This is a genomic window from Microbacterium sp. C-MGS6 (assembly GCF_058140415.1).
Window position 1 is genome coordinate 27,923 of the sequence record NZ_CM176934.1, and the last position, 13,764, is coordinate 41,686.

Here is a 13,764-nt window from a genome sequence, read left to right on the forward strand (position 1 = left end):
CCGGCGTCAGGCCCTCAACTCGAACGTCGTCGCGCCGACCTTGACCGGGGTGCCGAGGCTCAAGGAGACGGGGCCGCCCGTCACCCGCTGGCCGGCCACGAACGTGCCGTTCGTCGAGTCGAGGTCCTGGATCGCCCAGGTGTCACCACGGAGTATGAGTCGGGCGTGATGGCTGGACGTGTAGTCGTCGCGGATCACGAGGGCGGATTCGCTGGAGCGGCCGATCGTCATCGCGTCGGAGCCGAGGGGGAGCTCGAGACCGGCCTTCGGCCCGGACGTGATCACGAGGCGCTTCGCCGTCGCCACGGTCGCGGGGCCGGTCGAGGGTCGCGCCGACGAGGGACGGGGCGGAGCGGTCGGTGCCGGAGCGGCAGCAGCGGGTGCTCCCGCGGTGGCCTCGGCGGGGAGCTTGCGAGCACGCACCCCGAACAGGTCGGCGCGCAGGGAGTAGACGACCCCGAACACGAAGAACCACATCAGCACGAGGAAGCCGATGCGGAGCAGGAGCAGGACCAGTTCGCTCATCCGAGGGCTCCGAACACGCGGGTCGCGTCATCGTCGGGGCGGGACGACCGTGACGGGGTGGCGACGGGGACGATGCGGAACACGAGGTCGGTGCGACCGATCGTGATCGTGGTGTCGGAGGGGAGGGCGGCTTCGCGGAGCTTCTGCCCGTCGACCTTCGTGCCGTTCGTGGACCCCATGTCGCGGAGCATGGCGCGCTCGCCGTCCCAGAGGATCTCGGCGTGACGACGGCTCGATCCCGCATCGGCGATGGTGATGTCGGCGTCGGAGCCGCGGCCGATCACGGTGCGGGCGCGCGTGAGGGTGTGCCGGCGCCCGTCGACGTCGACCACGGCCTGCCAGCTCACGCGTCCTTCGACGGTGCCCGAGGTGACGCGCACGGTGCCGGTGGCGACCTTGTCGTCCGCGTCGAGTGTGAGGGACAGCGGGCCGGCGAAGCTGTAGCCCTGCGACTTCGCGTGCTTCGTGAGGAGGGCGTGCAGCTCGTCCGTCAGCGCGCCGCCGAGCCCGCGCATGCGCTCCGCGTCGTCGGGGCTCAGACGCACGACGTAGTTGTTGGGCGCGATGATGCGGTCACGGCTCACCACGGCCGCAGTGGTATCCGCCTCGCGTCGCAGCGCCGAAGCGATCTCCACGGGCTGGATGCCGCTGCGGAAGGTCTTCGCGAACGCGCTGTTCACTGCGCGCTCGAGACCCTTCTCAAAGCTGTCAAGTAGTCCCACTGGGCTCCTCTGGCATGCCGACCGGTAGGGACATCGTAGCCAGGTGACCTGGGGGAACGCCGCCGACGCCCCTCCGGGGGTGTGCAACGAGGCCGAAAACGCGTGATATCCTCGGAAAGTTGAGTTCTTCGGAACGAGACGCTCGCGCGAGTGGCGGAATGGTAGACGCGCTGGCTTCAGGTGCCAGTGTCCTTATGGACGTGGGGGTTCAAGTCCCCCCTCGCGCACAGGGCAGGTTCATGAAAATCCATGAACCAGTTCATGAAATGCGGGTTCGGCGGTTGCCTCGGTGAAAATCGGGGCAGCCGCCGCTTCATTTTCCGGCCTCGACACAGCCCCTGGTTCCGCATCCGCGCTCGCTGCAGTTTCGCCCCACGACGAATAGCCCCTGAGGGGCTGGCGGTCTTGCTATTCGATTGCGAGCGATTCGTCCTGACTATGCGGGCGGGGCAAGCGCTCCGACTGTCGCTGGACGGGCGTTCGGTACGTCCGCGATGGTGAACTTCTTGGTCGACTTGCGCTTCTTCTCTGCCGGTGTGCATTCCTCGCGGATTGCTCGCACCAGGACACGGATGTTGTAGGCGACAGCCATCAGCGCTGTGGCGATGGAGTGATAGGCCTCGCCTCGTCCGGGGCGCTTCGCGGCCGATTCCAAGTCCGTGAATCGAGTGTGCTTGATGGACTTGTTGACCGACTCGACCTGGTTGCGTTGACCGTATACAGCTTTCCACTCTGCGGTTCCCCACGGGTAGCGCTGCAGGTGACGTACGACTTCGGGGTAGGGGTGAATGGTGACCGAGCCGCGGAGGGCGTTCTTGGATGGCCTCATCGGCTTGTTGGTAGCGGGGTCGAAGGCCCTGTACGTCCGGCGGTCGGGGTAGGTGAACCGCTGGTCGCCGCGGTTGTGCTCCTTGTTGGAGATGTCTCCGTGGCGCTTCATGGCGTAGGGCTTGCGGGCTTCGATGGTCCGCTCGACGTCTGCCCAGGTGACGGGCAGACCCGTGACTTGGTTGACCTTCTTGTATTTCTTGTCGTGGAACCACATCGTCATGTACTTGAGTTCCGCGGGCATGTATTCGACGTACAGCGCTCCATCGACGACGATGATGGGGAGTCCCGGCACGGTTGCCTGGATACCGAACTGCTTCTTGCCGTAGTCGTACGCGAACTCGAAACCGTCGACGCGGCATGCCTGTGAGAAGTTCTCCGACATCATCCCGTTGAAGGCGCGGTCGGCGGCCGCGATGCCGCGCTGTTCGAAGCTGCGGGAATGCTGGAACATTGCCTCGCGGGGCTCGTCGGTGATGTTCCCCGGTCGATGGAAGCCGATGCCGGTGATGATGCGGGCGAAGGCGGGATGATGGTCGTAGCCCTTCGTGTCCATCATCGTGACGATATCCATCTCGAACGCGGGCCGGGGAGGCTCGCTCCCCTTGTCTTCTCGGTGGGAGCGGTCATAGGTGCCGGCGGAGAAGTCGACGTTTGTCAGGAGGCCGCCTGAGCGCAGGGACTTGCTAGCCTCGCGCACATCTGGGTGGTCGAGAGCGAGGCCGTTTCTCACCAACGTTGTGGCCCTGCTGTGGGCCTGCCCGAGGATGGGCACCTCGGTGGAGTCGATAGCGACATCGCCTGAGTACCGCTCGCGGTACCGCTGGGGGAGTTTGCAGACAGACGAATCAAGGAGTGACTGTCGCATCCACCGAAGCCGGTCGGCGCGCTGTTCGTCGCGGGCGGCGTCTGCGATGACCTGCTCTGCGATGGAGAGCCGACGACGCTTCTGCGTCCGGTAGTACGGGTCGACCAGCTTGGTGAGACGGTTCTTCGCACGCCAGTGCCGGTGCAGCCACCTGTTCCCGTCGACGTCCTCCCACTCGATACCGAGCGCTTCGAACTGGGCGACGGTCAGGCGATGGGCGTAGGTCTCGGCGAACTCCGTGTACTGCGCGCCTTTGCTCCACACCGCGCTGATGAGCTCGATGACGAGAACAGCACGGAACGAGATAAGTGCCTTGCGTCCTGACTTCTTCTTTCGTTCGAGAGCAGCCCATTCCTCAAGCTGCTGCGGGACGCCGGACTTGTCGATGATGTTCACGTAGTTGTTGAACATAGCCATCGGCATCGGGCCCGTGACGGCCATTGCGCGCTGGTACTCGAAGTTGCCGACACCGACGATGTCCCGCAGCTCCGCGTCGAGGTCTAGGTGCGCGCTCACAGCTCGACCTCCCCGCGCAGAAAGTCGATGTAGTCGTCATCGGGGACATCCGCGACGTAGTGCAGGAGTCGGCCCAGGTGCTCGAACTTCTCGAAGCCCCCAGCGATGAACAGGGACTTGATGCCGGCGATGGCGCGCAGATGAGTGACCAGCCAGGTTGCACGCAGACGCGCACCAGTGGGTGCATCGCCGTCGGTGAGCTGGGTGAACGCCGAGAGCACGGCCGTGGGCCGAGTGCGGTTCGGGGTCCCCCACAGTGTCTCGTGTCCGGCCGGAATCTGCTCGAGGATGGCGGTCATCCATTCGTCCCATTCGCGCAGCAGCGGGACGCTGCGTTCCAGGTCTCCGAGGACCCGGATGACGAAGCCCCCATCGTTCTTGGCCTCGACGTCCTGCGTTCGGACACTGACGAGCTCTCCTGGGCGTACGCCTGCGCCGGCGCACAGAGTGAGCATGAGCATGCACCGGTACACCTTGAGCGGGGTGCGCTGCGCGACGGCCCAGTGACGGAACTCCGCCATCTCAGCGGCGGTGTACGGGGCCGCCGTCGTCTTCCGGCTCAGGGCTGTCATCTTCTCGCCATGCTCTTCCGGAAGGAGAATCTCGGAGATGCGCATGAGGTAGCCGCGGTAGTTGCGGCGTGTGCCGTCGGCGAGGCGGAGCCGCTTGTCATTGACGTATAGGTCAATGGACTGCCGAGCCCAGATGGTCTCCGCGTCCAGCGGCCAGCCTTGGCGCAAGCACCAGGAAACGAAATGCGATGCCGCCCGGATGAGGACTTCCGCGGAATAGGGAGTCACTGGTGCGGCGACAGACACGGCATCGCGGACGAACGGGCCGATGCGCTCCCAGACGGCCTTGTCGATGTTTGGTACGTACTCCGTCATGAACGCGACCACCGAGACGGCGAGGATGGTCCACGACGCGCGCCGGAGCGCTTCCTCGATGCTGGACTCGATATCAATGAGTTCGCGGAGGGAACCGAGGTTCTCGCGAAGCACGCGGCTGTGACGTCGCGCCCATGAGGTGTCGTCGAAGTGGAGTTGCTTGGACTGTCTGATGAGGTTCTTCTGAGTGATTGACACAGGGGCCTATGCAGCCCGTGCGTCCGGTGCGCACGGTCGAGTGGGCAGTGTCGCTGTGTATATTGGTCGAAGCGGAAGTGAAGAACAGCAGCCTCTGTGAATTGACACGATCCGCAGTGCATTTTCAGCAGAAGGGTCGTGCCATGGTGCGTCCAATTGACGGACAGGGATTCGCTTTCGTTCCCAGAACGCTCGTTGCGCAACCAAAAGCGTTTGGTCAAGTCTTGGGTCTTCTGGGCCCCGCTCATGACGTCGCCGAAACAGGGGAACGGTATCGAGCTGCGATGGTGCAGCACCTCATGGCAGCTGCCGTGCGCGGCGAGCTCCTCGCCACTGAGGGAATCTCGCCCAGTGCATTCGCCGGTCGGTTCGCATCTCGGGGAATGGGTGCCGACCGGATTCGCCGGATTTTCCGGGGTGAGACCATGGCGCAGCTCACGGATCTTGTGTTCTGGTCAACCCAGTTCCCCGCCGTAGGAGCTGTCATTGTGGAGCACACATCGGGCTGGACCCTCACTGAGTCCTCCGAAGAGGAGGTGCTCGCGGAGAGTCCGTCAATGGACGTGAAGCCTACGTCGCTGGCGACTCCTGTTCTCGGCGAACATCTAGGCGCCCGGACATCACGCGAACAACTCGAGGCGCAACGAAGAGAGTCTGCCGCGCCGGGGCTGCGGCGAACTCCACAAAACCCGTACTCGTCGACTCCTCGTCGCATTCGATGATCCTTGGATAGATCACAGCAGGATAGGCCCACTCTGCGGGGTCCGACAAGTAAGGCCTGGTCTGTAGGGTGTATCACTCGGGGCCTTATCGTTCAATATCGGAATGGTGTGGGGTTCTGAGGACGCAGTACGGTTCGGCAAGGCGTTGAAGTCGCTGAGGACGGCGAACCACTTCACGCAGGAACAACTCGCATATGCGGCCGGTCTCACTAAGAACCAGATCCAGCTGTTTGAAGCGGGTCGAGGGTCCGGAAAGGCTGGAAGCACCAATCCGGCAAACCCCACGATGGCGACTATTGCTGGACTCGCGTCAGCATTCGACATGACAGTCTCGGAGTTGTTCGCAGCACTCGACATGTGAAGCGTCCATGCCACTGCGGTGCACCGCGCATGGCATGGACGTGACGAATTACTGGACTCCTACCGCGATGCTTCTGCTTCGACCGGATGATGCATTGACTGCGGACGAGCGCGCCTCGGTCGAGACGTACCTCGCGTTCATCGACGAGATGGACGGGATCGGACGATCCACACCGCTGGGGCGGTGGTGCGCGGCCGCATGGCGCATCGAGCGGCCAGCTCGTGCCTTGGGCCGCATCGCCGGTCCTGGTGAAGGAGCGACTCAGAAGGAGCTCGACTGGATTAAAGAGCAGAGGTGCAAGGAGCTGAACTCCTTCCAACGCGCCCGCCTCGTGGCGATCCCCGGATGGACATGGTGACGTGATCTGACCGGTGCGGGCGATGCCGATGTTCTCAGCTGCGCCGGGATGCCGCGGCGCGACGGACGTCTGCGGGCAACGGAGTCGTCGTGTAACGAGGCCCGGTGATCTGCGCCCTCAAAAATGGCACCTCATCACCCGTAGCGACACTTCTCAGTTCCCTGCTCGTGACGAGCGCGCGGGAGTCGTCGGTCCCCGAGCGTCTGGCCTTTCGCATCGTGCGCGTCCAAAGCCATCCCGGGGCGAACCTTGTGATGTCCGAGCCTTCTCGTACGCTGGCGGCGTCGATGACCATACACCTGGGGAGGTACAACGATGTTGCATGTCAATGGGGCGTGGAAGGGGTGGGATGGCCATACCGTGGTGAAGCTAACCGACGGCAGCGTGCGGGAACAGGCGGAGTACCGATACGAGTACCACCACGCCTACCGGCCCGAAGTGGTGATCTCCAACGGGCGCATGCTCGTGGCTGGCATGAGTCAGTCGGTCCGCGTTCGTCGCGCGTGAGGTGCAGCGATCCCGAGCGCCGGAATAGTGGGTAGTTCATTCATAGTGGCTGCGAAGGAGGCCATCAGCGATCCGGTTGACGACCCGCAGAGGCACTCGCGTGCTGATGTTCTGCGCAGCCCATGCGCCGTGCCTTAAGGAACCGGGATCGGCTCTGGGGTGATGTCTGTGCTCGCTACTACTGTGAAGGTGTGACGGAGATGGAGAAGCCCGCGCCCGTCGAGCGCCCGGCTGAGGACGAGGTGCAGCGCGCCCGGTTCGCGCGCGTGCGACTTCTGAATGATGAGTTGGACAAACTCACCACGGACGCGTCAGAGCGGACCGCCAGCGTGACGAACAAGGCGTCGTTCCTTGCGGTTTCCGCCGGGGTCCTCGTCGCGGCGTCCACCGTTCAACTGTGGACACACGCACCGTGGCTCGGCGTTGTGGCCCTCGCCCTCTCGTGCATCGCTCTCGCGTGCGCGGCCGTCGCCATGAGACCTGGAAGCCGCCTCGGCATCCAGGCACGGCGCCTCGTCGACCGTTACGCCGACTCGGCGATGAGCGCGCTCGCGGTCGAAGCCCAGCTCATCGAGGACAAAGCCGCCGCGATTACCCAGCGCGAAAGCGACCTTCGCGCCCGCGCGGCGTGGGTCTGGATCGGCTTCGCGGCACTCGCGGTCGCCGCGGCAGCATTGGCAGTAGTTTTCGGATTTGAAGTCCTAGGAGCGTAGAAGATGGCAAGACCCGGCTACGAAGACAGTGTCGCCAGTGGTGACGGTTCAGCACCCGCATCAGGAGGGCTGCACATTGGCGGCGACAACCTCGGCACCTTGACTGCAAGTGGTGGCAGCACCCTTAGTCGCGTGCTCGGAACCCTCCAGGAGAGCGACAATGGGACGCCCTGAGTACGACGACGCCACCGCCGGCGATAGCGGCCCGACGAACACTTCGGGTGACACGACCGGGTGGCTGCAGCACGGCCAGAGCACGGACGACTTCGAGACGCGATGAGCATGGACCTCATGGGCGACATCGAGGCGCAGCTGCGTCGCCGTGGGCACATGCAGGTCAACGTCGCCACCGACGACGAGGCCGACCAGTGGAAAAACGCGGCACGAGCTGCTGCCCGACGCCTTTCACGCCCGGTGGAGACTATCCAACACCGCCACATCGTTGTCGCGGCGCTCAAAGACTGGCCGGGGAACGCGCTCGAACAGCAGGTCCAGGATGCGGGACTGCGCAACGTCATAAACAGGATCCCGAACCCGCTGGGCTGAGCGATTTGCTCAATCGTGTCGCTCCTGAGGGGCGGTATCGAATACGGAAGGCTCTCATCGTGGAGAATGCTGTTATCGCCGTGGTGGGCTCGTTGGCCGGTGTGAGTCTTGGAATGCTTGGAAACTGGGGGCTCGCGGTTCGTCAGGAACGGGTCCAGAAGCGACGGGACGCAGCCGCCGCAGAACACGAGCGTGCCGATGAACGTCGCCGCGTTGCCGGACGGATCGCTGACGGATTTCTCGCTCCGCTCCGTACTCTTCGTTCGCTGGATGAACTGCACTTCCAGGACCTCGTTGTAGAGGTGTTTCTGCCCCAAAACTGGTATGAGCACTATGAGCCGGCGCTGCTGCGCGTCATCGGTGACCTTGACGACGAGGACGCACGTAGCGCTCTCTTGGACGTCGTAACGCTCCTCGGGGAACGCAACCTCTTTCCGGACTATCGTGCGGGCTACCACTACGTCGAGGCGCAGCTACGACTTGGACTGGAGATCGCACAGGCCCTGGCCCGCGGCGAATCGTTGACCGAGAAGGCACGCGCGGAGGTCGCGGCGTTGAGGGAGCGCAAGGCCGAGCTCGACGAACACGGGCCACGACCGCGACGTCGTATGTGACAGGGCGGCACGACCAGCTCTGGCCGACATGGCCGGGAGACGATGTCACGGGACTGGCGAGGAGGAGGCTTGGGCTGCGCATAGATGTGGCCAGAACAACCTCACTCGCCGCAGGGTGTTAGGTGATGGTGCTCACGACGACGATAGGTTAAGGGGAACTGGGAGAGGAGGCTGTGGTGACCCGCGAGATTCGTGCTGAGGCCGAAGAGGAAGCCGAACGCATCCTTTCCGACTATTGGGACGTGAACGAGGTTCCGGTCAACCCAGTCGTCATCGCCAGGCGGCTCGGTGCAGAGGTGTTCACGGCGCAGTTGCCGTCGGATGTGTCGGGAATCTTTCAGCGCGATGCTGACGGTAACGACAAGATCTACATGGACTCGGACGACAGCGTCAGCCGACAGCGCTTCACCGCTGCTCATGAGATTGGCCATCTGGTGCGGATCCCCAAGGGAGACACCGCTATCCGAGTGGAGCGTCGCGACACCCGTGCGACGACGGGACGCGACCCGGAGGAGGTCTTCGCCAACTCGTTCAGCGCCGCTCTTCTGATGCCTCGCAGCGTCATTCGTCGTCTCCTGGCTGCGGACGTCAGTCGGGCCGTTGTCGCCAAGAGCCTGCGCGTGTCCCAGGAAGCGTTGAACAACCGCATCGACAACCTGTCCCGTGACGGCAAGCTGTAGATGCCGACGAACGACGACGCCGCGGCGCAAGCTGCAAAGATTCAGCGGCTCATCGAAGGCAGCAGCCCGACGCCGGCGGAACCCGACGACTACTCGTTGCCGACCGCGACGGGGGCGGTCCGATGGTACGACCCCCGCACCTGGAAGCGGCGGCAGAGGAGCAGCCTGACGGTCGATGAGATCGTGCTCGACGGTGCTCGATTCGACCACTCGCTCAAGAAGACATTCGGCCGCGTCATCCTGTGGCTCGTCATCATCCAGATCGCCTTGCCGAATGTGATGATCCTGTGCCACTTCTTCCTCGGCGCTGGTGCAAACGTGGAGAGCACGGTCATCATCGCGTGGATCACGGGAACTGTCGTCGAATCGGTGGGCCTGATGGCAGTGGTCACCAGATACCTCTTCAACTCGGACAAGCGCCCAACGGACCCGACCGCAGCACCGTCCTAACCGCGCATCGCTCAGTTGACGCTTCAACAGTTGCCGCGTCCTCATCGACCGGATCGCCGGGAACCGTCTATCGGATCATCGCCGAGCACAGCCGGTACGCGCTCGCCTGCCCGCGACTTGCGAAAACGTCGCTAAGGCGTACTCGAGCACCGAGCCAACGGCGGACCCCTACATATCTGCCAGGATTCGGCTGATCACCAATAAAGAGAAGTATCAGACATCGCCGTTCGCGCTAGGTTTGTCCCACCCGCGGCCGCGGGTATCGAACGCTGGGGAGAAAACGTGGCAGTGCACTGGGTGAACTATGACCTGAACAAGACCGGGCAGAACTATGACGCTCTCATCACCTACTTGAAGTCACACCAGACGTGGGCGAAGCCTCTGAAGAGCAGCTTCTTCGTGAAGACGACGTTGACTGCGGGTGCACTTCGTGAGGGCGCTCAGAAGTACATCGACTCCAATGACGACCTGATTGTCGTGGATGTCACGGGCCGGTCGTGGTCATCCTGGGGGCTTCCGAAAGAGGTCACGGACTGGCTTTACACGAACCTCTAGCATGACTGACGCTCTTGTCCGTGTTCGGTACATGCTGCCGGAACTTTGGATCGCTGTCGAGCTCATCGGTGCGTCATTCGAGATGGTCCGGAATGGGCGGCGGGTCGAAGTGCGCCTCCCTGGGACGGAAGGTGACTTCTCCGCGCTCCCGGAGTCGATCTCGCACCAGGCGTTGCCGTCTCTGGTCAAGGCGGGCCCTGTCTTTCAAGAGCCGGGCAGGGACAGCCGTACGGCAGGGGTGCTGATTGTCGAAGTGGCGGTAGAAACCGAAACAGACGTGTCGTCCCCGAAGCCGATGGTACTTACAGACGAGCTTCGGTCGATTGTCGAGGGAGATCTGCGTGCCGGCCGGGCCATCGCCGATGAGGTGGCCCACGAACTCACTCGCCACTTCCGTGCCGCCGCACCCCGACAAACGTGGCTTGGGCTCGCCGCACACCAGCCGCAACAGTACGGTGTCGCGGCGCTTGAGAACCGCGACACCGGAGAGTTCATCTTTGGGCTCGGAGCGGCGCAGACCACGACGGTCCGTTCGTCCCACTTGCGCCTGGAAGACACTGACTTCGCCCGGATCGCCGCCGCGGTGTCGGCGGGAACAGGTCCGAGTATTGCCGAATCGCTGTTGGCGGACGCGTTCCACCTATCCGATGCGGATGCAATGAACGACCGAGACCGCGCCTGGATTGTGGCGGCCACAGCATGCGAGGTTCGAGCGAAAGAGGTCCTGCGCTCCGTGACGTCACAGGGGGATCGTGACGAGCTGGACTCCGTTCTTAGGCGCCGATCCAATGTCACCGACCTGGTCGACTCTGTTTGGGCTAACTTCGCGGGTACGTCGCTCCGGAGAGATGACCCGGAACTGTTCCGGAAGACCAAGATCCTCACCAGTCAGCGGAACCGCCTCGTGCACGCAGGCAAACACACAGAGAACGTGCCGCCGGCGATGGACCCGGCGGTGACAGCACAGTTGCTGTTCGCATGGATGGCGGTCGCGGAGTCTAATGCTCGTGGCGAGGGTCCTTCGTAGCTGACTCTTCGTGCCAGAGACTGCCTTGATGAGTAAGTGGGTGGTGCCGCTGAACAGCGGCACCACCCGCATGCGGTGGCAGTACGAGGAGTAGACGGTCACCTCATCGACGCTCCACCAGTTGGTGGCGGTTCCGGTCTGCGTAATTCGGATGTAGCGAGCGGTCTGCGGCGTGACCGAGATCGGCCGCTTCCAGCCGAAGCCGATCCCGGTGCCCACGGTCGTCCAGGTGGTGCCGTTCGTCGACAGCTGGAGCACGTACGCGCGGGGGTAGTCATCGCGCTGACCGTTCGGCGTCTGCACCGTCACCATCGCGACGGTGCGGTTCGCCCCCATGTCGACCTGGTACCAATGGCCGTTGGCCTGGTCGGCGCCCGTGTTCCACTGCGTCGAGTTGTTTCCGTCGATGCCGCCGGCGAGCGACGCGCCAGCGCCCACCGAGGATGCCGTTGCCGTCCAGCCGGACTTGCTGACCGTGACGGGGTTGAACGTGCTCGAACCGCCGGAGTACTTCTTCACGGTCGCCGCCATGCGGTCGTTCGCGGTGAAGTTCGCGGTGCCGAAGCGCTGCAGCTTCTGGATGAACGTTGCCGAACTGTCAGTGTTGATCACGGGCACGGGGCTCGGGTTGTTCGAGTAGAAGCCCCAGTATCCCTGACCGTCGGCGTCGCCGCCCTTGACCTTATACGTCCAGTTCGACCACGACTGGTTCTGGGCGTTGAGGCCTGCCAAGGTAGCGACGCCAGATGTGGTCAAGCGTTTCGTTGATGCCGTCCTCCGCCTGCGTCACGCGGACAGCGCGCCCGCTGGTCTCCACGTCAGCTGCTGTCTCAAGAACGGTAGCCCCGAAACTCACGGCGACGTCTTCTCGACCGTCCGGCGCTTCGTCCTCCCGCGGGCCCGCCCATCATGGCTCCTCCTTGGGATGGCGGGTGTGGCGGCGACGAACATCATCGATGATCTCGTCAAGGGTGCGATGCCCGTCGATGTAGGCCCAGGCGTCTCGGATCGCATCGGGTGTCGGCGCCTTCCCATCCAAGGTCGCATCGTGAAGTGCGGCGGCAACGCTATTCATCCGCCACTCGCGCTCGACGTCGCGGTCTTCGTATCGCTGGGCCGTCGCCCGGATCACCCGCAGGCTCGGCGCTGACATCTTCAACGTGTCCATGTCGAGGATCGCGATGTTCCCCTCATGGGTGTCGCGCCCAAGGCTCGCGACGCGGCGGCCGTCGTCGGTTCGGCCGCCACCTGCTGCATGAAGGTGCCCGTGGATGAGGAGTTCGGGTCGCACCGCATTCCAGACCTCACTCACTCGCGCGCGAGACGCCGAGGACGCTTCGAGTGCCGACTTCGGAAACCTGTGGGGATTCGTGCGAAGGATCTCACGCACAACACGAACAGGAGTGCCGGCCGGGGACTCATGGGTGAGCATCAGGTCCACGGGACCTCCGGCGATGGCGGCCGCGACGTGGGCGTCTGTGATGGCTTCATCGGGCCACCAAGTAAGGCCTTCAATCCTCGACTCACGGTCGACGGACGCAGCGCCCCCGAGTGAGAGGACCCTTCGGCCCGCAACGGACATCCACGCCGGACGAGGCAGCATCCACGTGATGTCTGAGACGCGTACTGCGGTGCCGGGATGCTTGTCGAGCAGTGGGGTGATCTCGTCCCACTGTTCGTGGTTGCCGGCAGTGACGTAGATACGGTCAATGTTGGTGCCGGCGAAGATATCGTCTACAGCCGCTGCGGCCATTTGCCAGTCGCCGAGGTGCAGCATCGTTGTGACGTCGGGTGCGACATGCGGCAAGGCCCGTGCAATCGTACGCGCCCAGCCGATGTTGCCGTGCCAGTCGCCGCAGACAACTACTTGCCGGTCTGGCAGGGAGATCTGTCGAGCGTAAGACAATGGCGCAAGTCGAAGCATAAGGCCTTTCTTAGCAGGCCTGTTACTTGTCCTCTACCCCGTCATCTACCCGAGAGAGGGTGCCAGGTCCGCGTCATCGCGATGCTCGAAGCAGCGGGAGGTCGCTCGCTGCACCGTGCACCTCCAGCACGGGGTCCTTCGAGCAGCCCGCTCCGGACCACACGGGGTTGGTTCGGTAGAACACCCGGCGTACGGAAGGGACGTGATCATCGCGCGAACTTATACTCGCCGGAAGTATAAGAACGCGCCACGGCGTTCCCGGAACCTGGGGAGCGGACGTCGACACGGTCGCCAGCGATGTCCTCGAAGTGCGGGTGGACATCAAGGAGGGTCCCGCGTGGTGAAGGCAGACGCTGAACATTCACGCTCGTGCCGGCCGTGGCCTTCTTGAGCAATCGTGAGCAGGCTCGCCGCCAGCCGGGGTCGCCGGAGGCCACCCCTCTCGTCGCGAAGCAGCACGCAGCTGCGCATCGGGATGCGCTTCGCGTTCCTCGACGAGTACACGATGGACGCATCCAGCCGACGTTGTGCCATGCACATCGCGGAGAAGGGCGACTCTCTGATCCGGCAACGTGATGTTTCGAGCGTGCAGCACGACCCTCAGCCTGGTCATAAGCCCTTTTGCACCAGGCTTTTGGCTCGCCTTTCAGGACCTTCGATGCGGTCCGCCACTGGTGACGCGCTGATGTGGAGGCAAGCGGGCGCGCGACCGAGCGCTGCGCTCAGAGCGCGGTGAGGCACCGGCGAGCTGTCGAAGGTGGAC

Annotated in this window: 15 protein-coding genes and 1 tRNA gene; 9 read left to right on the forward strand and 7 right to left on the reverse strand. The window is 63.8% G+C overall.

Going from position 1 to position 13,764, the window contains the following annotated elements; all coding sequences use genetic code 11:
* Window positions 1-6 precede the first annotated feature (6 nt).
* Entirely contained in the window at window positions 7-525 is a 519-nt protein-coding gene (locus tag AC3B5L_RS00145; RefSeq protein WP_187662806.1) for an FHA domain-containing protein FhaB/FipA, read from the reverse strand.
* Window positions 522-1,247 carry an FHA domain-containing protein gene (locus tag AC3B5L_RS00150; protein WP_315636788.1) on the reverse strand — a complete coding sequence of 242 codons (726 nt, stop codon included), beginning with the start codon at window positions 1,245-1,247 and terminating at the stop codon, window positions 522-524. The genes AC3B5L_RS00145 and AC3B5L_RS00150 overlap by 4 nt, the downstream gene beginning before the upstream one ends.
* 144 nt (window positions 1,248-1,391) lie before the next feature.
* On the opposite strand from AC3B5L_RS00150, the gene AC3B5L_RS00155 reads away from it, so the two are divergent.
* Window positions 1,392-1,474 (forward strand) — tRNA-Leu (locus AC3B5L_RS00155).
* Window positions 1,475-1,683: 209 nt separating this feature from the next.
* On the opposite strand, the gene AC3B5L_RS00160 is transcribed toward AC3B5L_RS00155, so the two are convergent.
* Both AC3B5L_RS00160 and AC3B5L_RS00165 read right to left on the reverse strand, forming a co-directional pair.
* Complete coding sequence (locus AC3B5L_RS00160) at window positions 1,684-3,459, reverse strand: transposase (RefSeq protein ID WP_490096011.1); 1,776 nt, start codon at window positions 3,457-3,459, stop codon at window positions 1,684-1,686.
* A complete protein-coding gene (locus AC3B5L_RS00165) occupies window positions 3,456-4,544 on the reverse strand; it encodes a hypothetical protein (RefSeq protein ID WP_490096012.1) in 1,089 nt (362 codons plus the stop codon). Before AC3B5L_RS00165 ends, AC3B5L_RS00160 begins: the two co-directional genes overlap by 4 nt.
* A 1,117-nt stretch (window positions 4,545-5,661) precedes the next feature.
* On the opposite strand from AC3B5L_RS00165, the gene AC3B5L_RS00170 reads away from it, so the two are divergent.
* From AC3B5L_RS00170 to AC3B5L_RS00205, 8 genes are all read left to right on the forward strand, one after another.
* Complete coding sequence (locus tag AC3B5L_RS00170; protein WP_490096013.1) at window positions 5,662-5,985, forward strand: hypothetical protein; 324 nt, start codon at window positions 5,662-5,664, stop codon at window positions 5,983-5,985.
* A gap of 360 nt (window positions 5,986-6,345) precedes the next feature.
* The gene (locus tag AC3B5L_RS00175; RefSeq protein WP_490096014.1) at window positions 6,346-6,492 is read left to right on the forward strand and encodes a hypothetical protein; all 147 of its coding nucleotides are present in this window, start codon (window positions 6,346-6,348) and stop codon (window positions 6,490-6,492) included.
* 191 nt (window positions 6,493-6,683) lie between these two features.
* Complete coding sequence (locus AC3B5L_RS00180; protein WP_490096015.1) at window positions 6,684-7,205, forward strand: hypothetical protein; 522 nt, start codon at window positions 6,684-6,686, stop codon at window positions 7,203-7,205.
* Between the two features lie 291 nt (window positions 7,206-7,496).
* Window positions 7,497-7,751 (forward strand): hypothetical protein, encoded by a 255-nt coding sequence (locus tag AC3B5L_RS00185; RefSeq protein ID WP_490096016.1) that lies wholly within the window; start codon window positions 7,497-7,499, stop codon window positions 7,749-7,751.
* 59 nt (window positions 7,752-7,810) lie between these two features.
* Window positions 7,811-8,365: a hypothetical protein gene (locus AC3B5L_RS00190; protein ID WP_490096017.1), complete on the forward strand. Its 555-nt coding sequence runs from the start codon at window positions 7,811-7,813 to the stop codon at window positions 8,363-8,365.
* 176 nt (window positions 8,366-8,541) lie between these two features.
* A complete protein-coding gene (locus tag AC3B5L_RS00195) occupies window positions 8,542-9,045 on the forward strand; it encodes an ImmA/IrrE family metallo-endopeptidase (protein WP_490096018.1) in 504 nt (167 codons plus the stop codon).
* Entirely contained in the window at window positions 9,046-9,495 is a 450-nt protein-coding gene (locus AC3B5L_RS00200; protein WP_490096019.1) for a hypothetical protein, read from the forward strand.
* A gap of 282 nt (window positions 9,496-9,777) precedes the next feature.
* On the forward strand, window positions 9,778-10,050 hold the full coding sequence (locus tag AC3B5L_RS00205; protein WP_490096020.1) for a hypothetical protein: 273 nt from the start codon (window positions 9,778-9,780) through the stop codon (window positions 10,048-10,050).
* Window positions 10,051-10,123: 73 nt separating this feature from the next.
* Here AC3B5L_RS00205 and AC3B5L_RS00210 read toward each other — a convergent pair whose 3' ends face one another.
* From AC3B5L_RS00210 to AC3B5L_RS00220, 3 genes are all read right to left on the reverse strand, one after another.
* Window positions 10,124-10,690 carry a hypothetical protein gene (locus AC3B5L_RS00210; RefSeq protein WP_490096021.1) on the reverse strand — a complete coding sequence of 189 codons (567 nt, stop codon included), beginning with the start codon at window positions 10,688-10,690 and terminating at the stop codon, window positions 10,124-10,126.
* 99 nt (window positions 10,691-10,789) lie between these two features.
* On the reverse strand, window positions 10,790-11,809 hold the full coding sequence (locus AC3B5L_RS00215) for a discoidin domain-containing protein (RefSeq protein WP_490096022.1): 1,020 nt from the start codon (window positions 11,807-11,809) through the stop codon (window positions 10,790-10,792).
* A 175-nt stretch (window positions 11,810-11,984) separates the two neighbouring features.
* Entirely contained in the window at window positions 11,985-13,001 is a 1,017-nt protein-coding gene (locus tag AC3B5L_RS00220) for a metallophosphoesterase (RefSeq protein WP_490096023.1), read from the reverse strand.
* Window positions 13,002-13,764: the final 763 nt, after the last annotated feature.